Genomic DNA, 25,820 nt, shown 5'->3' with positions numbered 1-25,820 from the left:
CTATAACTGGCTGGTAGCCATTGCCGAGTGACAAAGCCAATAATTTAGTATTTGGCTCTATTTGGTTAGAAAAATTGATACTTTTTTGTGTTGTTTTTTATTTTTAAAGTTTTGATGTTCTAGACTTAAATATTATTTTGTGACTTGTATTGCGAAAACAATATAAAAGCTCGGTGATTGTTTACTGAGCTTTTTTGATTGGCAACAATCAACTTGCATCTCAATATTCAACTAACTTAAATCACGGTAATCGCTCGTGTTGGCAACCAGCAATTAGCACCATTTGTCAGTTTCACTTCGCTCCATTGACCATCCTTTTTAAGTATAATGAGCTCCGCCCCTTCATGCAGAGGTGCAGTAAACGCCGGTGAGAATATCAATCCCGGCCCTTTTCTGCTCACCACTTCCTGGCTCGTCATTACCGCCTCACTTTGCTGAGGTTTAAAATGGTAACGTGCTATTTGACTGAAGCAGGAAATTATCACAAAAATGATCGCGAGCACTAACATTTTATTATTCGCCTTGGTAGAGCTAAACCTGCGCCAAATGAGCAACCAAAATACGCAATAAGTAACCCAACAGAAGCCTAGCCACCATGACTGACTAGTCATAAGGTGAAGCTGATTAAGCCATGGCGGTGAAAAGTTATCGGGTAATTGATCTAACCGCTCCTCACGTGCTTTGGCTAAATTATGGCGAATTATGTCATCATTAGGGGCCTTATTTTCTGCTCGGCGCAGCCACAAAACGCTTTGGCCATATTTACCCGCCTGAAACCAACTGGTGCCAATATCATACAATAAGCTGCTTTGCTCTATTGCAGGATCATCAATAAAATTGGTTAGTTGCTGGGCAATTTTAGCATGGGCTAAATTTCCCTTGTGGGGAGCATCTATATCGAGTTGCAGAGCTTGATGATGAGCTAACTGCAGTGTTTCAATGTTTAGCTGTTTTTTGTTTGCAGTAGTTAAAGAGTCACTGGCAAATGCTTGCTGTGGAACCAAAAAAGAAAACAAAGCTGGTACGAATAACATCGTGGTAATTAGACTAAGCAAGGCTGGAGCTGATTTCTTACTATCTTTTGATTTGTTTGAGTGAACGACTTTATTAGGCGCCGCATCCTGAGAGCGAGGTAAGTTTTTGTCGAGTTTATTAACCAGTTCAAACAATTTCTTGTTTTCTTCTTGGCTCAACTTAGATTTATGTTGGGCATAGCGCGCTTGGTACTTGCTGACCCATATTACTAATTCATTGCTTAAAAAAGCATATTCTTTGCTGGTGTTTGTATTCGAGCATGAGGTTAAGCATTGCTTAACGTTTTCGGCATTAAATTGTGACGGCGCTAAATCAAGGCGTTGGTAAAAATAGCGGCTCAGGTGCAACAGGGGATCATCGTTTTTCTCTAATGCTTGTTTTAAGCGGTATATCGGTTGCAGTGAACGACGGAAACTTAGGCGCTTCTGCATAGGTTTTAATAGCATTAAAGCGACCACCAATGGCGGACATAGCAATAGAAATAAAGCAGACCAAGGCGAGTTTTTCAAAGATGTTATCAGCGTTGAGTTATGATCAGTTGTTTTTTGCCAGCGAAGTGCCCAAATGCCTTCATTATCTTTTACCAGCGTATTTTTAAGGACGATATTTTCATTGCCTTCAATATCAGAAAAAATAAACTTATCGTTCTCAGTCACAGAAACTGGCAAGCTCTCGATGATAAAATCACGATAAATACCGCTCTCAGGTTCAAAGTAATTGACCGTAATTGCCGGTATGGCTGCAATATCAGCACGGCGGGGAAATATGCTTTGCTTGATGATTTTACTTCCTGTTTTGGAGATTGAAGTACTCGCTTTAGCAGGTAAGTTAAATGACTGAGTAAAGCTTGGGTTAAGGTCTAGTGCTGGTAACGCTAAGGTTTCAATATCAGGATGAATAATATTCATTGTATATTGAATAGGTTCTCCTGTTTTTACTTCGCTTGGCTGAGCCGTTACTGCAACAACTGGGCGACCGACTATCCCTGAAAAATACTCTGGTGCGTTACTTGGTAAGGCGTTCACGGTAATCGTTAGAGCAGAACTCTGTTCTAAAATACGATACGACTTAGCTTGGTTATTTGCCGGTTCAAAAAACTTATTGTTGTAATAAGCAAGGTATTGAGTACCCTTAAAAGCTTTCTTGGTCGCTGTTGCTAGTTTGTTTTCAATACTTGCCAGCATCGTTGCTGCGGGTAATTGATATTGACCTACTGCGTTTGGTTTGAGCACTGTGTCAAAATAAATACGAGTTTGGTTATTAGCTAAGCTCTGCCAGTGGGCAATTTGTCTGTCGCCGTTAACCGGTAAACCAATGCTTTTTTTATTATTTTCATCGGCTTTATTCCATGGCTCTGCAATAGTGAACGCGTCATCTAACAAAATTGGCAGATGTAAGTTTACCGCAGACAGTGCAGCGATGGGATAATCTATGGTTATTGAGGTAGTTAAACGAATGCTTTGGCCAATAAACATCTCTTGTTTGTTAGTACTTACTTCTAATTGTATCTTGTTGGTAGATTGAGGTGTTTTAACCAGTACTTTTTTACTGGCTGTCTGCTTTGTTGCTGTTGTGCTAATAAGAGTAATTTCTGGAATGGTTAAATGGCCAGACTTATTTGCGATGATTCTCAGCGGATAGGCCCAACCAGTTTTTCCATCTTCATTGACTACAATTTTGCTACTTGCCATTAAAGAAAAGTCACTGCTAAGGGGTAATTCAACAGAAACATTATTTGGTGGGTTTAACGAAACAATTAACCACTGGTTCGCTTGACCTTGCCACAAGCTTTGCTCCTGATTTTGTGTTGGTGATTGTAAATATACCTGCCATTGATCTAACTTTGGCTGTTCACTAATAGTGTCTACTTTATTCGTATTCTTTGCCTCTGCGGCCAGCACAGTCATAGTGCTATTAATAATACATAGGAGAACTAAACAGCTTACTAAACTAAAGCGCTTTAATATGGATAAAATGATTGCGGGGTTGGAGAAATTCATTGTTTTATGGCCTTTACCAGTTGCGCTCGACAGCGATTTGTTTTTTACTTTTAGGCGCTCGTTCTCTTAAGTTACGCTCTTGTGATTGCTGCAGTATGTCTGTTGCACTATCTTGCGGAGTAGGAAGTTGAGTATCCGTCATTTGCATTGCACTTGCATCGGTTTGTTGAGCTTGCTGAGACTCGCTTGATTGCTGTTCATTGGCTTGTTTGTTTTCATGCTCAGCTGGTTGCTGCCCATCCTCAGATGTTTGTTCTTGCTTGCTTTGTTGTGACTTATCTGCTGATTGCGCCTCGGGAGATTGTAGGTTCGTATTTTGTTGAGCATGCGCTCGTACCATCAACCATTCTAAGTTTTTTTGGCTGGCTTTATGGTTTGGGGCATGTAATAACAAGGTTCGTAAAATATCACCTGCTTCATCAAAGTATATTTCAGGGTCAATATAATCATCATCATCATCAAACATCTCAAAATCATCGTTGAACTGCTGTTCAACATCGTCCGTCATCGTGTGGCTTTGACTGATTTGTTCGGCAAGCATAATTAAACTGGTTGCTAAATTATAATTTGCCAAAATCGCCGTACTTGATTGTTGGGTTTGGCTGGCAATGTATCTGTATATATCTGCTGCTTGCTCAGGTGAGTCTTGCAAAATTGATTCGGCTAATGAAAATTGTGCAGTGGTTGTTAGTTGCGATAACGCATCGGCTGAGACGCTTACCTGTAGTTCTGTAACAGCTGTTTCATCCTTGTTTTGTGTATTATTTATGCTGATCTCTGTTGTGTTACTCGTTTGGTTATTAGGCGCTTGTTGATCTAATGCCTGGCTATTAAATGAAAACAATACTAAACCAGTTAACCAGGCGTTTCGCCCACGTAACCAACAAATAATTTGCGCTAACAAGGCAATAAATAAGCAATAAGGGTAGCCTTGATGATAGCTTAATACTTGCCCCTTTTTATGTGTACTGCTTGGCCAAACTTGTCTTAATTTCTCGATTATTTTGGCCAAATCAAATGTAGCCGTACCAACAGGAATAAACATTCCTTGCTCAGCTTCTTGGGCTAAATTTCGTAACCGCAAGGTATCCATTTTACTCCAAACTTCTTTACCATGATAAGATTGCCAACTATTACCTTGATGATCAGGCACTCGACCACCAAACTCACTGTCGCCCAAACCAATTACAATTAATCTAGCGCCTAGTTCATTGAGTTTCGTTAACGCTCGCTCAGGTTGACCACCTAAGTCTTCACCGTCGCTGATCAAAATTATATCCATGGTATTTTCTTGATCTGTTTCAGCCAATTTATCCAACACTTTAAACAAGGCGTCTTCAATACGTGTTCCACCTTGTGCAACTGAGTCGTTATGGACTTGCTCAAGTGCATAATTGAAAAACGTTTTATCGTTGGTTAACGGAGCAACAATCGATGTAGAGCCAGCAAACACAACTAAGCCAAAACGATCAATTGAGTTGTTACTAATGCTATTTTGTATTGCTTGACGTGCGACTTCTAAGCGGTTTGGCCTAGCATCATCGACCAGCATTGATCGTGATACATCCAGCAAAAACACCATATCTCGGCCATGAGTTTTTCCACCTTGAGGTTGAGGATCCCAGCCTGGCCGAGCCAGTGCGAGAACTAATGCGGTGATGGTGAGCAGCATTAATATTTGTTGCACAAATTGCTTTTGTTGTTCCAGCTTGGTTTTTCGATACTCTTTTAAATCAAGCAAGCTTTGCTTTTGCTGATAAACACTGATCATTAACCATAATGGAATAAGTAGTAATAGCCAAAGCCAATGGACTGCAAGAAAGGTAAAGTTATTCATACTTGCTTCCTTAACCAGCTAGCATTGAGAATATTCGCTAATAAAAAGCACATTAGCGAGAACAGTACCGGCAGCTTAAAAATCGCTTGTCTGTCTTGAAACGTTACTCGTAATAAGCTTGATGTTTCTAAGGCATTAATTTCTTCATATACGCTTTGCAATGACTGAAAATCGTGTGCGCGCTGGAATGTGCCGCCAGTACTTTGCGCCATAGTTTGGAGTACCCAGTCGCCCGACACCATGGTTTGTTCAAGTTGCAAGGTGTTCCCGCTATCAGCAGTAAATGACTTTGTTTCAACATCGGCAATGCTGATGGTATAAATTTTTATTCCCCATTTTTTTGCCATGGCAGCCGCCATTAACGGATCGTATTTACCGGTGTTATTTTCACCGTCGGTGAGCAAGATCACCACCTTGCTTTTTATGCTGTCATTCTCTAACCCCAGAGTAGTTTCATAATGATGCAGTTGCGCAGCAGCCAGAGCTGTTGCATCACCAAATGCGGTGCCATCTTCATTTGGTCGAGACGACGTGGTAATTTCATCGGTCATACTTACCAGTGCCTGATGGGCATTGGTTAACGGTACCAATGTATCTGGGTAACGGGCAAAGGTGATCACCGATATTAGATCATTGGGGCGTCCGGATAAGTTCTTCTCATCGCCAAGGACAAATTGCCTTAACGCTTTTTTGGCTATTTCCATCCTCGGCTTGCGCTGATCGGCAATGTTCATTTGAAAATCCATTGAGCTGGAGACATCAACGACAATGGATATTGCAATTCCTTGGCTTTGCTCTGCAACATGTTGGGTTTTGGTAAAGGGTTGAGCACAGGCGATAATTATTCCGGCTAATGCTAGCAAATATAATAAAGGCACAATATTGTGATACTTTTGACGAGAGCTTGTCGGCAAATTAGATAATAAAGCAATGTTAGAGTATTGATGCTGGCTCAACGCTGACCGAGCACTGCCAATTAGCCAAACCACAGGTAACAGTAACAATAAACATAATACGATAGGGTATTCAAAATTTGGCATTAATACTGACTGCCTTTTGTAATAGCAATTTGCTCACATATGTTTATATAACTTGCCTTATGATCACTGCTAAATCGTGCCGACATATATTGCTTACTTAGCGCTAAATTTTGCTGGTTGTCCTGCTCGGCCATAGGATCAAACCCTAGTTGTTGCTGTATGCATTGACGTAGGCCTTGCCAGTCATATTCACCGCGGCCTTGTTTATTTATATTATTGACTTTAGCGATGAGCTCTTCAGGTAAAAGTACTCGCGGATGATTGTTGAATTGCTGCTGAACTTTAAAACGGCTACGGCGCTGTTTTAGGAAAATAGTAAATATGGCAAGAGACAATATGGTAGTAATTGCAAAATAGGTAATAAACATCGCTGAACTATTAACTTTGTTTGCTGGCGAAACGAAGCTCTGTATTGGTTGTAGCTTAACGTCAGTCTTTACATTGGAAAAACTTGATAGCACGCTTACTTCTTCCAAGCCAACCTTTAAAGCTTGATGTTGATGTTGCCAATAACTATTTAAGGTGATGGTAGGAAGTTGATAATTTCCTGCTATGGGGGCAATTAAGTCAATCACATGATTTATTTGCCATTGATAGTTCTCTATGTCAGTACTTTGCTGGTTTTTATCTAGCCATTGTGGCGCATTTTTCCTGTGCTGTACTAGGCTAAACGGTTGCCAATCATATTGAGTAGGATCAAAAAATATATCTGTACCTTCACGGTAATAGATATCGATTGTAAGAGATAATTGTTGCCCTGGTGTTAAACTCTTTTTACTTAAGTGGACAGTCGCTTTGAGTTGTTCATTGGCATTCAAATTGGCATTCGAGTTAACATCGTTTGCGGGATTCAATGTTTGCTGAAGTACTTCAGCGTTAACTCTACTGTTAATTATTAATACCAACAATAACAGTAAACGGCTAACGCTGAACAGTCTACTTACATAAATAGAGATAACCTTAACCACCGGTTTCTCCTTCTATGCGTTGCCGCTTAGTATGGAAAAATGCCAATAGGGTTTCAATAGGATCATCGCCTAGCGTGTGCCCTAACAAATCGACACCAATTTTTGAAAATGTCTCGTTTCGTTGTTTTATTCGTTTTTGCATTTTATTGCTAAACTGTTGGCGTACCTCAGTGTGATTAAAGTCAATCGTTTGTTGCTGCTTATTTTCACTGTCAGTAACTTGCAATAAACCGCGATCAGGTAAAGTTAACTCTCTTGGATCATCTAAGGCGATGGCGAGTATTTCGTGTTGCCTTGCTAAAGTGGCTAAACTTTCCAAATAATTATCATCACTGAAAAAATCAGAAACTAAAACGATAATCGAACGTTTTAAGCTTAACTCGCCTAAATGCTTTAATACTTGATTTACGCTGGTATATTCAACTTGTTGGGCTGATAGCAGTAATTTACTCAAACAGCGCATTAACTGACTTTTACCACGAGAGGGTGGTAAATATTCATTAATATCATCACTAAACTGCAGTAAACCAATGTGGTCATTATTTGCCAGAGCGGCAGAGCCAAGTAAGCCACAAAACTGCGCAGCCACATAAGGACGGCTAACCTCGGTACTTGAAAATGCAAAAGAGGGTGATTGATCTACAATAAAAATAAGGTTGAGCTCACGTTCTTCATGGAAGCGCTTAATGTGCACTTCACCAGTTCGAGCGGTAACATTCCAGTCTATGGTGCGAACATCATCACCCAAGGCATACGGGCGTACTTCATCAAATTCAATCCCCTGGCCTTTGAATGCACTGTGATAATGGCCACATAACAGGTGATTAGTTTTATGGCGACAATACAGCTGTAATTGCTGTAGGCGCAGCTCAAACTGATCGTTCATAGTGCTATCTCGTTAAAACAGTTTGATTAATCATGAGGAATGGCCACTTGCGCCAATATTTGTTCAATCAACTGCTCGGAGCTGATATTTTGTGCTTCTGCCTTGTAACTTAAGGCAATACGATGGCGTAATATATCAGGAGCTAAGGTGCGAATATCTGCAGGTTGTACATGATCTCGCCCTTGCAATATTGCTTCGGCGCGTGCTGCCATGGCCAGATTGATGGTGGCACGTGGAGATGCACCAAAACGTATCATGTCTGATAAGGGTAAATCATATTGCTCTGGGTGGCGGGTGGCTGTGATCAAATGCAATATGTATTTTTCTAAGTTCGGATCAAGGTAAACAGTGCTAACTTGTTGGCATAGCAAATTTAAATCTTCAATACTCAAGACGCAATTAATGCTTGTTTTAGTCTGACCCGGCGCAGACATACGGCGCAGTACTTCTAATTCATCATCAAAACTTGGATAGTCGACTTTTAATTTAAACATAAAGCGGTCAACTTGAGCTTCTGGTAACGGGTAAGTACCTTCCTGTTCGATCGGATTTTGTGTCGCTAATACTAAAAAAGGTTGCGGTAGTGAGTGAATGGTTTTACCTAAGGTCACTTGCTTTTCTTGCATCGCCTCCAATAAAGCTGATTGTACTTTTGCTGGCGAACGGTTGATTTCATCGGCGAGCACAATATTGGCAAAAATAGGCCCCTTTTGCGTATCAAATTCACCACTACTTGGATTATATATTTGCGTTCCGGTTAAATCGCCAGGCAATAAATCCGGGGTAAATTGTACTCTGCTAAACTTCAACCCCAAAGCTTGCGCCAGTGTGTTCACTGTTAAGGTTTTCGCGAGCCCTGGTATGCCCTCAATCAATACGTGGCTTTGACACATTAAGGTGATGATCAATCGTTCAACTAGCGCTTCTTGACCAACAATAACCTTGGCAATTTCCTGGCGCAGATTATGAATGCTGTCTGATAACTTTAATTGAGAGGTTTGTGATGAATTTATGCTGGAGCTCATGATTTGGTGCTTAGTAATTGAGTTTATTATTGATAATAGTATTGCTACTTTAATTGGTATAATTTCATTTAGGAAGTGGCAATACTGTAAAGTTGGGTAAAGCACGGAAAAACACCTTGGTTTCACAGTTGCTAATGTTACTTGTTAAGGGCCTGTTGTGTAAAATTGTGTAAAACTTACAGCTATAACTTAATAACTTTTAATTAATATCTTTTTAAAACAACTTGTTACGTGGGTGTTGTTTGTTTTGTTTTTTGGCGTGATATTGACCATCAATATTCTTTTTGCTAGATTTCTAGTGTACCTTATATTTAAAGTGCACTTTAGCTGTTGATGAAGCAATGTAAATTGTTAAGTGCGAGTAGGAATAAAAATGAATTATTTAAAACGTTTGATGGCAATAGCCGTATTTACCACCAGTATGTTTGCCCAGGCGGCAGAAACTCGACCGAATATCGTGTTGATATTAGCGGATGATGTTAGCCCTGATATGTTTAGTGCGTTTGGCCAGGAAGGTTCAGCCAGTACCCCAAATATCGACAAGCTCGCTGCCCAAGGCGTAATGTTTAAAACCGCTTATGCCACGGCGAAATGTGCCTCTAGCCGAGTAGAAATTATGACTGGTCGTTATGCAGACACCACCGGTGTGTATGTTAATGAAATTTGGATGGGAGATTCTCGCCATAATGTTTATAGTGACAATATCCCATTTAGCCGAGTGTTAAAAGATGCCGGGTATGCAACGGCAATTACCGGTAAATGGCACGCTGGCGTACAAATGCCGCATGATGACGTACTTGCCTTTGATGAATATGCATTATGGGAAAGCACCAAAGAAATTTCTAAGTTAACTGGTTCGCCAACGTTTACCGGTTTAATGGAAGATCATAAAACAACCTCACGTTATTGGCATCCTGGCTTTGTTAAAAATGGTAAATTGATGGACACCAAACCAACGGATTATGGCGTAGATATTGAAGCTGAATTTATTATGGAGTTTATGGAAAAAAGCGTAAAAGCAAAGAAGCCATTTTTAGCTTATTGGCCAACCGTTGCACCACATGGTACTCGTACTGGCATGCCAACCAATCCATTGCGAGGTACACCTGGGATACTTGGTAAAAAATCGAGTGATGCAACAGGTGAAGACACAGCACGTTTTAAATCGTTAATTGAATACTTAGATTTAAAAGTGGGAGAAGTTGTGGCGAAAGTAGAATCATTAGGCATTAGTGATAACACTGTAATTATTTTCACCTCAGATAATGGCACCGCGGTTACAGCGAAAACTCGTGGCGTAGAGCGCGGCTCGCATGTTGTTCATATTGCCGCTGGCGCCGGAGTTAAAAAACGTGGTGCTACCGATGAGTTAACTGATTTATCAGATATTACCCCAACGTTAATTGACTTGGCACAAGCATGGGACTTTGTTCCTGAAGGGCATAAATTTGATGGCACCAGCTTACAGTCTTTTTATGCAGGTGAAACCGACGTCCATCGTGATTGGGTATATGGCTATGCTGCTACGTCACAAATATTTAGAACCAAAAACTATATGTTAGAAGTGGTCAACCCGGTAATGAATATGCCGAACGGCCGTTTTTATTACACTGCCGATAACCGTTTTGGTCATGGTTATGTACTTGCCGATGGTAACCCTGAGCACGCCAAAGCTCGCGCTGAATTTGATGGCTTTATGCAGCAATTACCGGCAATAACGAAAGAGCATCCGCACTGGAAAACCAAAGCCGGTAAAAAAGTATTAAAGAATTTGGCAAAACCTGCCGTTATTGAAAAGCACCTTTATAATCACAAAGATTATAAACGTTATGATGAAACTTACACTGATAACGATTAGCAAATAAACTATATCGTTTAACTTTGCATTAAGGTTAAACCAAACTTTTAAAATGATTAAGCCAAGTAGTTTAACTTGGTTTAATCATTGCTAAATAATACCTGATTTAAGCTGCTTGTCTGCATAATCAACCGCCCTTGCTGTTAACGCCATAAAGGTGATCGAGGGGTTAACGCACGAAACCGAAGAAAATGCCGCGCCATCGGTAACAAACAAGTTCGCTACTTCATGACTTTGGTTCCATTGATTAAGGTATGATGTTTTAGGATCGCGGCCCATGCAGGCGCCGCCCATTTCATGAATAGACCTTCCTGGTGCCATTGGTTTGTTATAGCCACGCACGTTTTTTAGGCCCGCGGCTTTTAGCATTGCAACCGCACTATCCATCATATCTTGCTTCATCTTTGCTTCATTTTCACCATAAGCAACATTGGTAATCAATAACGGCATGCCCCATTGGTCTTTGTTACTGGCATGCAAAAACACTCGATTATTAAAATCAGGTAATACTTCACCAAAAGAGGTGACTTTAAACTTCCAGCTACCGGGTTCACGATTCGCCTCTTTAAAGCTTTTACCAATGCCAGTTTGATTCGCTCGTTGTGCATTTACTCGCGTACTTCGGCTAGCACCGCCTTGATAGCCATAACCACGTAGATAATCAGACTGTTGCTCTTTGATGTTTTGAAAGCGTGGTATATAAATACCTCCCGGGTTACGGCCTTTGTAATAACTGTCACGGTGGCCAGGCATTATGCCGTTCGCGCCCGCGCCATGCACGTGGTCCATAATATAACGGCCAAGTACACCACTGGTATTACCGATGCCATCTGGGTATTTATCTGAAGTAGAGTTCATTAGAATTTGCAATGTGCCAAGCGTCGATGCGCACATAAAAACAACACGGGCAGTTACTATATTGGTTTCTCCGCTAACCGTATCAACATAACGGATCCCTGAGGCTTTACCTGTTTTACTGTCATATAAAACTTCCTGTACCTGCGCATTGGCGGTTAAGGTTAAATTACCGGTACGTTTTGCTGCCGGCAGCGCTCCTGAAACAGAAGAGTAATAGCCGCCCCAAGAACAGCCTCGACCGCATTGGTTTCTACTTTGACACTGGCCTCGGCCAAGCTCTAAATGGATCGGTTGCGGCTCAGTTAAATGGGCAACCCGGGCGGGAATCATTTTTCGCCCCGGAAAATTTGTTTCTATCGACGCCTTGACTTGTCGCTCAACCACATTAAGTGGTATAGGTGGCAGAAATTGGCCGTCAGGTAGTTCGTCAAGGTTTTCATAACTACCGGATATACCAATAAAAGGCTCAACGTAATCATACCAGGGGGCAAGGTCGTCATAGCGAATAGGCCAATCAATACCATGGCCATCTTTTTGGTTGGCTTCAAAATCCAGCTTATTCCAACGATAACTTTGACGCGACCAGATCACCGATTTACCTCCAACTTTTGAACTTCTGGTCCACAAGTAAGGTTTACCCTGAATATAAGGGTTTTCTAGATCATTAATAAAATGATGTTTGGTATAGTCAGAAACTCCATGACCCTTTTTCTGAATAAAATACTTTTCTTTAATTTCTTCACTGTGCATTTTGCCACGAAATTCCATCTCCCATGGCGGTTTAAATTCGGTTTCATAGTTACCATGTTCAATCGGTTTACCGCGATCAAGCACCAGGGTTTTATAACCTTTTTCACAGAATTCTTTTGCGGCATAACCGCCCGACATGCCTGAGCCAACAACAATGGCATCAAAGTCATAGTTTTTTGTTTTGATCATTTCTACTACCTTTTCCTATTAGGTAACTCAGTGTTATGACCAAGCTTTACCAACGTCACTAAGCGGAATTTCTTTATACGGCCCAGGGATAGGATCATAATTAAGCTCTACCGTCATGCCAATTTTAGACGTGTAATAACCTGTTACGGTATAAGTTTTCAGCATTTTATAGGCAGGTTCTTGTGCAAGGTTATCATCAAGTGCTTGCACAATAGCGATTTGTATTTTGTTATCAAGCGCAAGAAAACCGCTATCGTATTTAGCCTTTGCATCCGCATCTATTTTATCAATACCGGCCAATAAGCGATTAGATTCTTGTTTATTCATCCAGTTAGCCGCGATATGATCAATATACAAATGCACACCAGCATCAATTGCTCCCGGAGTATCCGTTGCTGGAATGATGATGTCAGCAATACGGGCAACCAACATCATCTGCTGCTCGCTAAAAATGATATTGCTGCCTGATGGTTTAAAAGTTAAACCTATGTTCACCGCATTCGCTAAGCCCGGCGTCATCGCCGCCGTGCCTAACATGGCAGCTAATCCGGCGATAAATTCACGACGATTTAAATTTCCCACAAGTTATACCTCCAGTATTTACTTATCTGTTAATTGTGCGCTGGCGCTGTATAAAATACCGCCGAGTAAATGCTGAAGAAATTGCGGCTCAGCGTAGCTTGATGTGGTGTGGCCGCCCCCCGTGTAAAAGGCGCGACCACCGTCGTATTCGTGATACCAGGCAATAGGGTGATGCTGACCGTTTTTGCCACCTTGATAACTGCTTTCATCAAGGCTGAGCAATACTTTTACCTCAGGATTTAACGAGCGAAAGTTATACCATTCGTCAAATCGTTGCCACTGACTGTTGAGGTGCACAGTCGATTGATGACTGTTATCATCAACCAGTATCGTGGCTATCTGCTGCTTAGGGTGGGAAGCGAAGTAGGCACCTACAAGCTTACCGTACCATGACCAATCATATTCGGTATCGGTTGCGGCATGAATGCCAACAAAACCGCCACCAGCTTGTATATAACGTTCAAACGCCGATTGTTGTTTGGGCGTTAGTATATCGCCGGTGGTGTTGAGAAAAACTACTACATTGAATTGCTGAAGTGCTTCATAAGTAAACTGAGCCGCGTTTTCCGATATCTCAACCTCAAAGCCATGACTCAGCCCCAACTTTTTAATCGCAAGTTTACCTGCGGCGATTGATTTATGGCGAAAACTAGCGGTTTTAGCAAAAACCAGTACCCTTATTTTAGGTGTTTTAGCTTGCTTGACTAATGCTGTTGAAGACCCTTGTACTGAATCTGCGGCAGCATTGTGGCTGCTTGCCGAAATGAGTACTATTGCGATCAAAACACGACACAGGGTTATCAATAACTTCATAATATTTTACTAATCAGCTAGCTCAATTTTCAAAACAGTTGCCATCGTGTCGCTTGGCTGTGTTGGAGCTGTAATAGTCAAGCCACTATCGGTATGGGTCCACGCTATTGTTTCATCAGAGCCTAGAACGGAAATAGTTGCGATGTCGATATTTTTCGTTAACTTACTTTTAGCAAAAGCACTTAACGTTTGCTTACCTGTCGGGGTGCCTAAAAAAGTAGCATAAATGCTATTGCCTTTGGTGGTATAACGAATGTCCTGCGCGTTATATTTAACCTTGGCAAATTCACGGTGGTTTTTAAAATGACCTTCTGGCTCTTTTGTTGGTCCTTCACCAAAGGTGTACCAAGGTCTGGTGGCATAAATGGCTTCACCGTATTTTTCTAACCAGGCACCCATTTTTAATAGCACGGTTTGTTGATTATCAGGAATGATACCGTTGGCTTTTGGCGACACGTTGAGTAGCATAGTGCCATTTTTACTAACCACATCAATCAATACATGCAACACATCTTGTGCTTCTTTTACTCGTAAATTTTCAGTGTAAGACCAGCTGCCTTTACTGATGGTTTCGTCGGTCATCCAAGGTTGTTGACCAATATGGTTCTTTCGTGATTTTTCTAAATCGTCAACACTAAACGATAACGGTAAGTCGTTTTGCTTGCGGATAATAACCACTTCTTTATTTAACTTTTTTGCCTCATTTAAATAATAGGCAGAGAATTTTTTTCGGTAATTTTCTGGCACTAAATGTAACCAAGAGTCAAACCAAACAATGTCCGGTTGATAGTTATCGATAACTTCTTTTAATTTACCAAACCAAATTTTCTCATTCCACTCGTCTTCAGGAATATTGCCATACAATAACGCCAACTCTGGATCAGTACTGGTTGGCGGTGTGCCTTCAAAGTAAGGGTAGTGGCTGCCACCGAAACGTTCGCCCGGCTTGTTTTCTTTTTTGTTATAACGTTGTAAGTTTCTTGAATGATGGAAGGTGGTAATAAACTTCATGCCTTCGCCAGTAATAGCTTCTTTCAGTTCACCCGTTACATCAACTTTTGGCCCTTTATCCATAGCGTTCCACGGGGTTAATTCACTGTCCCACATGGCAAAACCATCGTGATGTTCCGTTACCGGACCGGCAAATTTAGCCCCTGCTTTTTTAAATAGTGTTGCCCATGCTTTCGCATCGAAGTGCTCACCTTTAAACATAGGAACAAAGTCATGGTAGCCAAACTCATTCAACTCTCCATACGTTTCAAGATGATGCTTGTACTCTTTGCGACCTTTAAAGTGCATCCACCTTGGGTACCACTCACTCGCAAATTCAGGTACTGAATATACACCCCAGTGTAGGTAAATACCGAGTTTGGCGTCTTGATACCATTGTGGAGAGGCTTCATGAGTGGCTAAAGAATCCCAATTCTCTTGATAAGAAGAGTCGCTAATTGCCGGTGAAGTTACTTGCTCAACGTTTGCAATTGAGGATGATGAAATTACGCTTAATGCGATAATACTGGAGATAATTTTCGTTAAGGTTTTCATTTATTTGCTAATCCTAGTTCTTAATGACCGGCTTTGGTTAATCGCATAAAGCGAGATTTGAACTTATCGTAAAGCAATTAAAAACCCTCTTACTAGTGCCCAAAGGAACTAAGTTGTATCAAGTTGTCGCAACATTTGGCATTGCGACAACTTGATACAACTTAATCATTTGGCTTATTTTATTTTAGATATACTGCAATTGATCCACGTATGTTTGATGAGAAGAATGAATATGATTGCAGATGATAAGGTAGTTTTACTTAAAGAATATATTGAACAGGGCAATATGGCTGTTCAAATCACTCCAGATGACCAATCGGCCGTTGAATTACTGAAAACACAACTTTTTAATTCGTTGAACGTTTTAGCACCAACATTAAATGACTCAGATACATTAAAGGCACTTAAGTTAGCATGTGATATTGCCCTTATTATGTTGATTGATGATGGTGAAAGCGCTGAACGCAACGTTGGTTTAAAAATTGAAGAAAGCCAGAGTCTAAAAATGGCTAGTCAGTCTAAACAACTCATTGATAGCATCCGTAAAGTGCTTTCAGCAAGCCTAAAGTTTAAACTAAATAACTCAAATGATAGTTCTGTTTATCTTGATAATTTAACAGTAAGAAAAAAAAGTCGACAGGTGTTGCTAGACGATAAATACGTTGATTTAACGACTACTGAATTTACTTACTTACTTTTGCTAATCAAAAAGACTGGGGAGCTAGTAACCCGAAAAACGCTTACCCTAAATGGTAAGGTAGATAAAAATGGCCGTAGTATCGATGTTCATATCAGTAATTTAAGGAAAAAGCTGGGTCTTGATTCACAAGGCAGAGAGCGCATTAAAAACATACGTGGTATAGGCTATCTATTCCTAACTTATCCCAATCACTAGCGTTTCTGATGCTTTACCGTTTAGCCATATTCGCTATTATTGATTGGGTAAAGTCACTACTACATCGAGGCCTTTACTTGCTCTATTGAGCAGAGTTATATCGCCCCCATGACCGCGAATAATTGTTAAGGCAATTGTCATACCCAGTCCAAGCCCGCCCGATTTGTAGTTTCTTGAGTCATCGAGTCGCTCGAATGGTTCAAACAGTCGCTGTTGTTGTGACTCGGCAATGCCTGGCCCCTGATCGGAAATGATAACTTGCAGATTATTGTGCCCTTCAACTATTTTGACAAAAACAGCAGAGCCATATTTCACTCCGTTTTCAACCAAATTACTGATCGCCCGCCTTAACGCATTCGGGCGACAAGTGTAATTTAGTTTATCACTTAGCTCAAAATCAACGGCTAGGCCAATATCTGACAAATCCTGGCATAAACTGTCCACTAATGCCGACAGATCCACTTCTCGGCGCTGCTCAGACCATGAATCTTGTTTAGCAAACAGCATAGTCGCGTTAGTGATATGTTCCATTTCATCAATTTTTTCAACAATTTTTTCGCGTGTGTCATCATCAGTAACAAACTCGGCATGTAAACGTAGCGAGGTTAACGGAGTACGTAAATCGTGAGACATTGCAGCCAGCGAGCGCGTTCGATGGGTAATGATGTTTTGCAAACGCTGCTGCATGATATTAAAAGCGCTGATGGTAGTTTTGATATCTTCCGGACCTTGCTCAATCATTGGCTCTACATTCTCGCCAACACCTAACTGTTGTGCTTTGTTGGTCAGCTCTTGAAGAGGTCGGGTAATACGTTTAATACTAATAACGACGATTAAGGTGGCAATTACCGATACTATTAATAATGACGTCAGCGATGAACGCGCCCATATTGGAAACGGTTTTTGTTCAAAAACATCCATATTAAGCCATTGACCGCTGTCGAGCAAAATAGAGGCCGACAATAACACCTGACGTTCAGGCTCTTTCAATTCAGGACTATTTAGCGAAAATAAGTAGCTAACAAAATGTTTAATAAAGGATATGGCTCGGTTCTGCGGTTTTGGGTATTGATGAACATAAATTTTTTCGTAAGAGCGGGTAAGCAAACTTCTCAATACCTCCACCTTGCTGCCTTGGCTATTCGCTAGCAATGTGGTTGGGATACCTGATTGTTCGTTAAGGCGAAACTCAATTCGATATGCTGTCGCGGTGCGGATAATAAGTTTATGACTTTCGGTTGGTATTTGCGCTAAAGTATTGGCGACTATAGCTGTCTCTTTAAGCAATGAATTATCCTCGATGCGTTGTAAAATACCATCGGGTTCAGACAAAGAGTAGAGTAACGTGAATGCTTGAGAGAGCACTAAGGTACTCAATAGTAATAATATTAATTGACCTGCTAAGCGTTTTGGCAGCAGGGGGGTCATTGCGGTGAAACCTCAACCGTTAACATATAACCTCCGCCCCATACGGTTTTAATTAATTTAGGGGAGCTGGCATCTACTTCTATTTTACGTCGTAAGCGACTGATTAAATTATCAATACTGCGATCGAAGGCTTTGGCTTCACGGCCATGAGTTAAATCGAGTAGCTGATCACGGCTCAAGGTGGTTTGTGGGCGCAATAAAAACGCGAGTAGCATTCGATATTCGGCAGCACTTAACGCTACAGCAACCCCTTTTAGGTCGATCAGTTCGCGTTGATGGAGGTCAAGTTTCCAATCGGCAAACGTTAAAGTATCGGATTCGGGCTGTTGAATCCTGGTAGGAGAACTTTGACTGCGCCGCAATACTGCTTTTACTTTAGCCAACAGCACTCGAGGGTTAAATGGCTTTCTAATATAATCATCAGCCCCCATTTCAAGGCCTACCACTCGGTCCGCATCTTCACATAAAGCAGTGAGCAAAATTACCGGGGTTTTAAGTGTATCCTGAACAAAGCGACATAATGACAAGCCATCTTCTCCAGGCATCATTATGTCGAGTAAAATTAAATCGATTGCGCTATTTTTTAATGTTTCACGCATCGCAACACCGCCGTCGGCGCAACTGACCCGTAAACCATGATCGCTTAGGTAACGCTTAAGTGGCTGACGGATATCCGGATTATCATCCACAATTAATATATGAGTCAAAGGGTAACCTGCTTACTAGATAAACTGCCATCAGTATATCGAACCAATATCTGACCAAATAATTAAATTGTATCAAGTTGTCGCAATAGTCGCTAGTTGCGACAACTTGATACTAATTAGTACCTGCTAGTACTAGCGCGATAGATGATGGTTAATTTACTGTTAATGCGTAGTGGCTTTTATTAACAAAGTCCACTAATGGTAAAGGGTGAACACTCAAAATAAAAATAATTTAATAAACACTTCTTTAGGGGAAGAGAATGCGTAGACAATTTAGTAAAAGCAAAATCGCGAGCTATGTGTGCTTAGCACTTGCTAGTAGCACCACATTTGCGGCAGAAGAGGTCGAAATAGCTGATGAGATCGAAGTCATCGAAGTGACCGGAGTTCGCTCCAGTTTAACTGGCGAGGTAGCTGCAAAAAGGGCGTCGGATGCCATTTCTGATTCCATTATTGCCGAAGATATGGGTAAGTCTTCCGATGAAAATATTGCTGAAGCCATCTCTCGTATTGCCGGTATATCACTTGATGAAGGTGGCAGCACTATTACCGTACGTGGTATTGAAGCCGCATTAAATGACATTAAGCTAAATGGCGTGTCAATGACCAGTAGCACTGACGACCAAGCGGTTGACTTAAGCTTGTTTTCTGCCGATATGCTGAGTCGCATCGATGTGGTGAAATCGCCTGCTGCTAACCAGGAAGAAGGCTCTTTGGGCGCATCAATTAATTTACAAACGCGTTCGCCGCTATCATCGAAAAAAACTAAGCATATTTTTAGCACTGAGGCACGTTATAACGAACTTAATGAAGAAACAACGCCACGTTTTTCCTATTCATTTGTTAAAAATGCTTCCGATACCTTAGGTTTTGCAGGTTCTTTCTTTCATGACAAACAAATAATGCGTAAAGAAGAAATTTCTACTAATAGCTGGGATCTTATACACTTTTATGATGTCGATAAAGGTGGTGAAGCTATAGACAATCAAAGTGTTGGTACAAAAATATATGATTTTGACACCGGTGCGGAGTTAACGACTATTACCGCGTTAACGGCTGGACGTGGCGGTATTAAAAATAAGATTTTTATCGATGAAAAAGTTAAAAAGGGTGGTACTTTTACTGTTCAGTATCAACCGGGTGAAAATACCGATATTCGTTTAGACACTACGTTTACTCGACAAAACCTTGACCGTCAAGAAAGCCAAATGCAAATGAAGAACTTTGCTAAAAAAACTGGTACTGATCACGAAATCTATGTGAATCAAGGGCAAGGCGATGTTAATACTGTTTATGGTTTCAAACAAATAGGTGCTACTGGCATAGTTCAGCCAAAAGAAAAAGACAGTACCACAGACACCTTGTTGCTTGGCTTGAATGTTTCGCACCTTATTGGCGATTATTGGCGCATTAATGGTCGTTTAGGTTACTCAGATACGCAACAAGAAGAAGACGGTTACCAAGCTAACTGGGGTGAAAATGGCCCTAAAAATGTGGCGAATGACTTCTGTAGCGTTACCTATGTTAACGGACCTGAAAATGATTTTTTACCTGAAATGGGCATGTGTTCTAGGTTTGATGCAAGCGATCCTGAGGCATTAAGATTAACCCAGTTTCGTCAGACGGTCAGAGATGTCGATGATAGCAAACACAGTGCTTATCTAGATGTTGAACGAGTATTTGACGATTCAATAATCACCTCGATTGAATTTGGTGCTAAGTATACCGATCGTACTAAGTTTGTTCGAGATGAATCGATGAAACTCGGTAATAGTTATTTTGAAGAGCGGCTTTTTTCGGCAACCGGTATTACCGATAATAATATCACCGGTGGTGAATTCCTTGATGGCATAGCACCTGCTGGAGCCCCGCAATCTTGGATATATCCAAATATGCAAGAAACCATAGCGAGAATAGCCCCTAACGGTTTTGACCAGGAAGGTTTTCCTGTTGATCCTGCACTCTCGTCAGAGCAGAGGGAAACTACCTATGGTGCCTACGCGCAAGCAAACTTTGAGTTTTTAGACGGCATAGTGCGCGGTAACTTTGGCATGCGTTATGCGAACACAGAAATTAAAGCGAACAGCCAGTCAAGTATGGCGTTTGCAGATGGCATTGATTACGTTATGTCGTTTATGGCGCTGGAAGAAAACGGTGGTGATGCCACTGAAACCTTGTATAAATTTAATAACATCGAAACGAATGAATATCACAACTGGTTACCGAGTGCGACCATAACCTGGACGATTAGTGATGATTTATTATTTCGCGCAGCTGCTGCCCGAGTGATGGCCAGACCTAAAATTAGGGATACTCGCCCAAGTTATAAAGTACGGGCTGATGTAGAAGGTGATACACCTCGTGGAGACGGCGGCAATTCAGTGTTAAAGCCATACCTAGCTGACCAATATGATATGGCGTTAGAGTGGTATTTTGACGAAGGAGCCTTGCTTTCTGCTAACGTGTTTTATAAAGACTATGCCAGTTTTAATTACTCTACGAGAACAGGCAAAGTGTTTGCCGGTGAAGACTTCCCATTATATGGTCATGAGGGCGCACCAGATTGCTTAATTGATCAAAGTCTAATTACTGAAGATAATCCATTGCCATGTGCTGAAGTTGACTATAAAGCCAAAAGGAACGGTGGTAGTGCTGACATTAAAGGCATTGAGATTTCTTATCAGCAGCACTATGACTTTTTACCGGGGTTATTAAAGCATCTAGGTAGTTCGATTAATTACACTTATGCCGACAGTGACGCAATACCAGTACCAGAGGATTTATCGTCACCATACAATAATTTACCTTTCCCAAATACTTCGAAGCATTCTGCTAATGCGCGTGTTTATTGGGAAAATGATTGGTCGAGTTATCGTTTTGCTTATTCATACCGAAGCGAATCACTTGATGAAGTGGTAAATAGTGGCGCTGGTACAACGGTACGTGATGCTAAAGGCACCTTAGATTTCTCTGCTAACTGGGACTTAACTAAACAGTTGAAGTTATCGTTTGCTGCTACTAATTTAACCAACAGTTATGATAAAACGCTATTTCTACTTACTGATACCACAGGGTATGAAGGCGTTGATGGAGTTTTCAAAGAAATGAATAGTGATCTTGAAGACTTATCTGACAAGCGCGTTAAAAAAATAACCTCTTATGGTAGAGCTTATCGTTTATCGTTACGTTACCAATTTTAATCTAAGTTAACAGGGAATTTGCCTTATTAATTGGGTTAACCTTTAGAGTGACAAAGGGGAGGCTTTGTCACTATTACTAATAAATCGATTGAAAACTCGTTTGCTAACCATAACCGAAAGTGCTGTTCCCGCGACCTCTAAGATATTGTAAAAGTTTGTAAAATAGAATTTTCAATATTATCGACAATAACAAGTATGTTAGAGTAAAACGATGAAAATATTGATCGCAGATGATGACGTAGAGCTATGCCAATTACTCAAGGAATATCTTGAGCAAGAAGGCATGACTGTACAAACCGTCCCAGATGGCCACTCGGCCATTGAAATACTAAACACTCAAGTATTTGATATTCTGATCCTTGATGTAATGATGCCTAAATTGAACGGTTTCGACACATTAAAAGAGCTGAGAACAAACAGTGACATTGCTGTAATTATGCTAACAGCAAGAGGGGAAAAGGTTGATCGTATTACTGGTTTAGAGATGGGAGCCGATGATTATATCGCCAAACCTTGTGATCCGCGCGAGCTCATTGCCAGGATACGCGCCGTAACTAGACGCAGCCTGAACATTGAATCAAATAAATCAGACAGTGATGTGATGCAGCTAGACAATGTCACTGTCTTAAAGACCAGTCGACAGGTTATGCTGGCTGACGACTACCTTGAATTAACCTCGACTGAATTTGATTTATTGTTGGTGCTAATTGATAAGGCGGGAGATTTAGTGAGTAGGGAAGAGCTGAGCCAAAATGGATTAGGTAAGCAACTTAAGGTCTATGATCGAAGTATCGATGTGCATGTGAGTAACCTGAGAAAAAAGTTGGGGCCGGACTCACAAGAACGAGAGCGAATAAAAACAGTGCGTGGTACTGGTTACCAATACGTAATTTATCCTGACGTTTGATCGACAGCATGATGATAGCTTTCATTTGATATGATTAGATTCAATTTCATCAAGGCAAATTTATTCTGGAAGATACTGCTCTGGTTTTGGCTGTCTTTTGTGTTGATATTTGTCCTTAACCTTTTTATTTTACAGCTCAATAATGACAGTATTCGGTATCAGCAAACCCCTGCACACTTAACCGAACAAGTTGCTGATATCACTAGCAGAGTTTCTAAGTATCTACTGACGGTAAAACAGCACAAGCCACATTTATGGCAAAATGTTTATGTATTGAGCCCAAATGGCACAGACAGGTTAGGAAAGCCGGTACCCGATGTCATCCTCTCTCTCAATCAATACGTACAGAAAAGTCAGCTACCAATGTCTGTTGCTACTAAAGAGAGGATCTACTTTGGTGGCTTATCTGTTGAAATTGCAGGAATTACTTACCGGGTATATGCGCATCGAATATTTTCCTTTTTAAGCGGCGATTACATGGCGGCTTTTTTTCAAGAGTTCGCCTACAGTATTTTGATATCTGCTTTTTTAATTAGTTTTCCTCTTAGCTTTTTATTGGCCTATTTAGTAGTGGGGCCGATAAAGCGATTGCAGCAGGCAACGCGAGACATTTCAAATAATATCAATGACAAAAATAACCTGCAATCGCTGTTAGCCAGAAACGATGAGTTCGCCGAATTGGCAAAAGATTTTTCTGCTATGAGCGAGCAAATCGGACAGCAATTAAGCTCGCGAACTAGGCTGATAAGTGATGTTTCACACGAATTAAGAACACCCTTATCACGGATGCAAATTGCCATTGGTATTGCCGATAATAAATTAAATGAAGATGGGCTAAATAGTGAGTTAAAACGAATAAAACTCGAAGCCGATCGAATGAATTTGATGCTCAGTGAATTATTGGACTTTACTCGAATAGATAATTTACATTGTCGTAAAGGCAATGAATATATCGATATGCACCAGTTTGTTACTACCTTGATTAATGATGCAAAATTTGAAGCTGAACAAGTGGGGATAAGCGTTGATAGCAGTTTGCAGAAGGGGATTTATATGCTTGGCAATAAAGTTGAGTTGTTGAGTTGTTTGGAAAATATTATTAGAAATGCTATTCGCTATGCGAAATCAAATATTCACGTTTATTGCCATAAACATGAGTTAGATGGGCAGATCAAAATAACCATAAAAGACGATGGAGAAGGAGTACCGGAAGAGGAAATTAATACTATTTTTGATGCTTTTTACCGACCTGAACTCGCTCGGGCTCGTAAATCTGGCGGCGTCGGGCTTGGCCTTTCTATAGCTGAAAAAGCCGTAGCTGCACATCTGGGAAAAATATGGGCTGAAAATATCCTTCCAAATGGTTTTGCTGTGCATATAGAATTGCCGATAAAAAGCGCATAATTTTAACCAGCATTTTGGTAGTGCAATAATGTATTTTTGTGCCTGGTAATCATTATCTACAGCTCAAGTGTAGTGTAAAGAGCGTGTAAAGGTATTTGTTAATTAGCTTTTGCTTGGTTATTATCGTTAATAGACAGTTTGGTGACAATGTCATCAGAAAAATAAATCTATTGAGAAAAATATGTATCGTAAATTTTACCAAATAACTGCATTACTGTTAGCTTCGTTCATGGCCACTAATGTGGCGGCAGATGGCAACTCCCAGCCGAATATTGTGTTAATTGTCACTGACGATCAACATCGCATTGATTTTAATTTTTTAAAAGAAGGGCGTGACCAGCAAGGCAAGCCGTTAAACTTATCGCCCAATATTGACAAACTTGCCAACGAAGGCATTATTTTTGACCAAATGTATGCAACCAGTACTGTGTGTACGCCGAGTCGTTTTTCAGTGTTAACCGGTAACCTTGCGAGCCGTGCTACCAATAGTCGATTTACCAATGATCTAGATAAATATAAGCAAGCTAACGTTGCTTTTAATACTCATATTGAGCCGCATGATGACAGTATCGCTAAAGTACTACAAAAAAGTGGCTATTTTACCGGTGGTGTTGGTAAGAATCATGTTTATGAAAGCGAGATTATTCATAAAATTAAACGTAACGTTGACGTTTCTAAAGCTGAGGTGATCAAGCAACTGCGTGAAAATCAGCAAGCACAAATTAAAGCATATAAAGATAATGGTTTTGATTATGCGGATAGAATTTATACCGGTAATGTACCTGGGCAATATCCAAAGGCGTTAGAAGCACATAATCAGGATTGGATCACCGAAGGTGCAATTAACTTTCTTGATATGGCGGTTAAAAAAGACAACCCATTCTTCCTTTATTTTGCCACAACCTTAGAGCACGGCCCGCATAAACAAGGCAAAAAGTATCTAGGAGATCCAAGAATGACTCCTGTTGGCTTATTAGCCGATGAAGAACTTCCAAATGTGCAGCCGACTCGTGACAGCATTACTAAAAGAATTAAACAGCATGGCCTAGAAAACCGTGCCGCTGATGTTCTTTGGTTAGACGATGCCGTAGGTGCGTTAATGACTAAATTGGAAAAAACTAAAGAGCTGGATAACACCATTATATTTTATTTTAACGACCATGGGGTTGAAGGCGGTAAAGGCAGCATGTATCAAGGTGGTGCATTAACGCCGTCGTTTGTTTGGTTTGGTAATAAATTTAAAGGTGCTCGTCGTATCAATGATATTGTTGCAAATATCGATATTGCGCCGACGATTTATGAGTTAGCGCAAGTGTCAAAAGCGCCTAAAACCGATGGTAACAGTATGGTGTCTTTATATAAAGGTGACAACAGTAAGTGGCGTAATTCGTTAGTTTCTGAAATTGGCGCAACCCGTGCAATTATTAAAGATGGCTGGAAATATATCGCCTATAGAGTGCCTCAAGAAAAGCTTGATATGCCAATGTCTGAGCGTAAAAAATTGGCTCAAACTAAAGGTAAAAGTGCAAAAGATTTGCCATGGATGCACATGGGGGGGACCCCAGGAGGTCGCGGTTTAGAGCACTTAGTAGTGAAAACCTATGGCGCAGAGAACTATTTTGCAACCGATCAACTATATCGTTATTTGGATGACCCAAAAGAAAAGAATAATGTTATTGATAACCCGGAAAACAAAACAATTGTTGAACAACTAAAGCAGAAACTTGCCGAAGAACTGAAAAATCGTCCTGGAAGTTTTGCCGAATTTACTGAATAGCCCCTAATTTTTTACTCTAAAAACGACACTCTATAGCGGTTAGGTATATTGCTATAGAATGTCTACCGCATTGAATAATCTACTTTTTATAATTGTTAACATCATTCTATTAAGCT

At 40.7% G+C, this 25,820-nt stretch carries 18 protein-coding genes; 6 read left to right on the top strand and 12 right to left on the bottom strand.

Going from position 1 to position 25,820, the window contains the following annotated elements:
- Nucleotides 1-236: 236 nt before the first annotated feature.
- The 6 genes from RI844_RS09875 to RI844_RS09850 are packed head-to-tail and all read right to left on the bottom strand — an operon-like array spanning nucleotide 237 to nucleotide 8,791.
- Complete coding sequence (locus tag RI844_RS09875; protein ID WP_348398282.1) at nucleotides 237-3,035, bottom strand: SH3 domain-containing protein; 2,799 nt, start codon at nucleotides 3,033-3,035, stop codon at nucleotides 237-239.
- Between the two features lie 13 nt (nucleotides 3,036-3,048).
- Nucleotides 3,049-4,872 carry a vWA domain-containing protein gene (locus tag RI844_RS09870; protein ID WP_348398281.1) on the bottom strand — a complete coding sequence of 608 codons (1,824 nt, stop codon included), beginning with the start codon at nucleotides 4,870-4,872 and terminating at the stop codon, nucleotides 3,049-3,051.
- Nucleotides 4,869-5,912: a vWA domain-containing protein gene (locus RI844_RS09865; RefSeq protein WP_348398280.1), complete on the bottom strand. Its 1,044-nt coding sequence runs from the start codon at nucleotides 5,910-5,912 to the stop codon at nucleotides 4,869-4,871. Before RI844_RS09865 ends, RI844_RS09870 begins: the two co-directional genes overlap by 4 nt.
- Nucleotides 5,912-6,880, bottom strand: coding sequence for a hypothetical protein (locus tag RI844_RS09860; protein WP_348398279.1), 969 nt, complete (start codon nucleotides 6,878-6,880; stop codon nucleotides 5,912-5,914). Before RI844_RS09860 ends, RI844_RS09865 begins: the two co-directional genes overlap by 1 nt.
- Nucleotides 6,873-7,766: a DUF58 domain-containing protein gene (locus RI844_RS09855; protein WP_348398278.1), complete on the bottom strand. Its 894-nt coding sequence runs from the start codon at nucleotides 7,764-7,766 to the stop codon at nucleotides 6,873-6,875. The genes RI844_RS09860 and RI844_RS09855 overlap by 8 nt, the downstream gene beginning before the upstream one ends.
- Before the next feature lie 26 nt (nucleotides 7,767-7,792).
- Complete coding sequence (locus RI844_RS09850; protein WP_348398277.1) at nucleotides 7,793-8,791, bottom strand: AAA family ATPase; 999 nt, start codon at nucleotides 8,789-8,791, stop codon at nucleotides 7,793-7,795.
- A 373-nt stretch (nucleotides 8,792-9,164) separates the two neighbouring features.
- Between RI844_RS09850 and RI844_RS09845 the strand changes: the two genes are divergently transcribed.
- Complete coding sequence (locus RI844_RS09845) at nucleotides 9,165-10,649, top strand: sulfatase-like hydrolase/transferase (RefSeq protein ID WP_348398276.1); 1,485 nt, start codon at nucleotides 9,165-9,167, stop codon at nucleotides 10,647-10,649.
- Nucleotides 10,650-10,739: 90 nt separating this feature from the next.
- Here the strand turns inward: RI844_RS09845 and RI844_RS09840 are convergent, their stop codons facing one another.
- Genes RI844_RS09840 through RI844_RS09825 form a run of 4 tightly spaced genes read right to left on the bottom strand, consistent with a single transcriptional unit; the run spans nucleotide 10,740 to nucleotide 15,386 of the window.
- Nucleotides 10,740-12,446 carry a GMC family oxidoreductase gene (locus RI844_RS09840; protein ID WP_348398275.1) on the bottom strand — a complete coding sequence of 569 codons (1,707 nt, stop codon included), beginning with the start codon at nucleotides 12,444-12,446 and terminating at the stop codon, nucleotides 10,740-10,742.
- 33 nt (nucleotides 12,447-12,479) lie between these two features.
- Nucleotides 12,480-13,028 (bottom strand): gluconate 2-dehydrogenase subunit 3 family protein, encoded by a 549-nt coding sequence (locus RI844_RS09835; protein ID WP_348398274.1) that lies wholly within the window; start codon nucleotides 13,026-13,028, stop codon nucleotides 12,480-12,482.
- An 18-nt stretch (nucleotides 13,029-13,046) separates the two neighbouring features.
- Complete coding sequence (locus RI844_RS09830) at nucleotides 13,047-13,841, bottom strand: ThuA domain-containing protein (RefSeq protein ID WP_348398273.1); 795 nt, start codon at nucleotides 13,839-13,841, stop codon at nucleotides 13,047-13,049.
- A gap of 9 nt (nucleotides 13,842-13,850) precedes the next feature.
- Entirely contained in the window at nucleotides 13,851-15,386 is a 1,536-nt protein-coding gene (locus RI844_RS09825; protein ID WP_348398272.1) for an alpha-L-fucosidase, read from the bottom strand.
- Between the two features lie 232 nt (nucleotides 15,387-15,618).
- Here RI844_RS09825 and RI844_RS09820 point away from each other — a divergent pair, with 232 nt between their 5' ends.
- Nucleotides 15,619-16,281, top strand: coding sequence for a winged helix-turn-helix domain-containing protein (locus RI844_RS09820; RefSeq protein ID WP_348398271.1), 663 nt, complete (start codon nucleotides 15,619-15,621; stop codon nucleotides 16,279-16,281).
- Nucleotides 16,282-16,317: 36 nt separating this feature from the next.
- Here RI844_RS09820 and RI844_RS09815 read toward each other — a convergent pair whose 3' ends face one another.
- Together RI844_RS09815 and RI844_RS09810 are read right to left on the bottom strand one after the other, a co-directional pair.
- Nucleotides 16,318-17,709 (bottom strand): ATP-binding protein, encoded by a 1,392-nt coding sequence (locus RI844_RS09815; protein ID WP_348398270.1) that lies wholly within the window; start codon nucleotides 17,707-17,709, stop codon nucleotides 16,318-16,320.
- The gene (locus RI844_RS09810) at nucleotides 17,706-18,416 is read right to left on the bottom strand and encodes a response regulator (protein ID WP_348398269.1); all 711 of its coding nucleotides are present in this window, start codon (nucleotides 18,414-18,416) and stop codon (nucleotides 17,706-17,708) included. Before RI844_RS09810 ends, RI844_RS09815 begins: the two co-directional genes overlap by 4 nt.
- Nucleotides 18,417-18,676: 260 nt before the next feature.
- Here RI844_RS09810 and RI844_RS09805 point away from each other — a divergent pair, with 260 nt between their 5' ends.
- The 4 genes from RI844_RS09805 to RI844_RS09790 all read left to right on the top strand — a co-directional run bounded on the left by RI844_RS09805 (nucleotide 18,677) and on the right by RI844_RS09790 (nucleotide 25,704).
- The gene (locus RI844_RS09805) at nucleotides 18,677-21,616 is read left to right on the top strand and encodes a TonB-dependent receptor (RefSeq protein ID WP_348398268.1); all 2,940 of its coding nucleotides are present in this window, start codon (nucleotides 18,677-18,679) and stop codon (nucleotides 21,614-21,616) included.
- Between the two features lie 211 nt (nucleotides 21,617-21,827).
- Nucleotides 21,828-22,523 carry a response regulator transcription factor gene (locus tag RI844_RS09800; protein WP_348398267.1) on the top strand — a complete coding sequence of 232 codons (696 nt, stop codon included), beginning with the start codon at nucleotides 21,828-21,830 and terminating at the stop codon, nucleotides 22,521-22,523.
- Nucleotides 22,524-22,622: 99 nt separating this feature from the next.
- The gene (locus tag RI844_RS09795) at nucleotides 22,623-23,927 is read left to right on the top strand and encodes an ATP-binding protein (RefSeq protein ID WP_348398266.1); all 1,305 of its coding nucleotides are present in this window, start codon (nucleotides 22,623-22,625) and stop codon (nucleotides 23,925-23,927) included.
- Nucleotides 23,928-24,108: 181 nt separating this feature from the next.
- Nucleotides 24,109-25,704: a sulfatase family protein gene (locus RI844_RS09790; protein ID WP_348398265.1), complete on the top strand. Its 1,596-nt coding sequence runs from the start codon at nucleotides 24,109-24,111 to the stop codon at nucleotides 25,702-25,704.
- The last annotated feature ends 116 nt before the right edge of the window (nucleotides 25,705-25,820 follow it).

The organism is Thalassotalea fonticola (genome assembly GCF_032911225.1).
GTDB lineage: Bacteria > Pseudomonadota > Gammaproteobacteria > Enterobacterales > Alteromonadaceae > Thalassotalea_A > Thalassotalea_A fonticola.
The sequence above is the reverse complement of the archived record's forward strand: the minus strand, read 5'-3'. Positions and strand labels throughout refer to the sequence as shown.

What these genes read in the sequence shown, in the direction of transcription:
- RI844_RS09865 (WP_348398280.1), bottom strand. Translation starts at nt 5,912, where the DNA reads ATGCCAAATTTTGAATACCCTATCGTATTATGTTTATTGTTACTGTTA.
- RI844_RS09830 (WP_348398273.1), bottom strand. Translation starts at nt 13,841, where the DNA reads ATGAAGTTATTGATAACCCTGTGTCGTGTTTTGATCGCAATAGTACTC.
- RI844_RS09825 (WP_348398272.1), bottom strand. Translation starts at nt 15,386, where the DNA reads ATGAAAACCTTAACGAAAATTATCTCCAGTATTATCGCATTAAGCGTA.
- RI844_RS09800 (WP_348398267.1), top strand. Translation starts at nt 21,828, where the DNA reads ATGAAAATATTGATCGCAGATGATGACGTAGAGCTATGCCAATTACTC.
- RI844_RS09870 (WP_348398281.1), bottom strand. Translation starts at nt 4,872, where the DNA reads ATGAATAACTTTACCTTTCTTGCAGTCCATTGGCTTTGGCTATTACTA.
- RI844_RS09845 (WP_348398276.1), top strand. Translation starts at nt 9,165, where the DNA reads ATGAATTATTTAAAACGTTTGATGGCAATAGCCGTATTTACCACCAGT.
- RI844_RS09815 (WP_348398270.1), bottom strand. Translation starts at nt 17,709, where the DNA reads ATGACCCCCCTGCTGCCAAAACGCTTAGCAGGTCAATTAATATTATTA.
- RI844_RS09805 (WP_348398268.1), top strand. Translation starts at nt 18,677, where the DNA reads ATGCGTAGACAATTTAGTAAAAGCAAAATCGCGAGCTATGTGTGCTTA.
- RI844_RS09855 (WP_348398278.1), bottom strand. Translation starts at nt 7,766, where the DNA reads ATGAACGATCAGTTTGAGCTGCGCCTACAGCAATTACAGCTGTATTGT.
- RI844_RS09875 (WP_348398282.1), bottom strand. Translation starts at nt 3,035, where the DNA reads ATGAATTTCTCCAACCCCGCAATCATTTTATCCATATTAAAGCGCTTT.
- RI844_RS09820 (WP_348398271.1), top strand. Translation starts at nt 15,619, where the DNA reads ATGATTGCAGATGATAAGGTAGTTTTACTTAAAGAATATATTGAACAG.
- RI844_RS09850 (WP_348398277.1), bottom strand. Translation starts at nt 8,791, where the DNA reads ATGAGCTCCAGCATAAATTCATCACAAACCTCTCAATTAAAGTTATCA.
- RI844_RS09840 (WP_348398275.1), bottom strand. Translation starts at nt 12,446, where the DNA reads ATGATCAAAACAAAAAACTATGACTTTGATGCCATTGTTGTTGGCTCA.
- RI844_RS09790 (WP_348398265.1), top strand. Translation starts at nt 24,109, where the DNA reads ATGTATCGTAAATTTTACCAAATAACTGCATTACTGTTAGCTTCGTTC.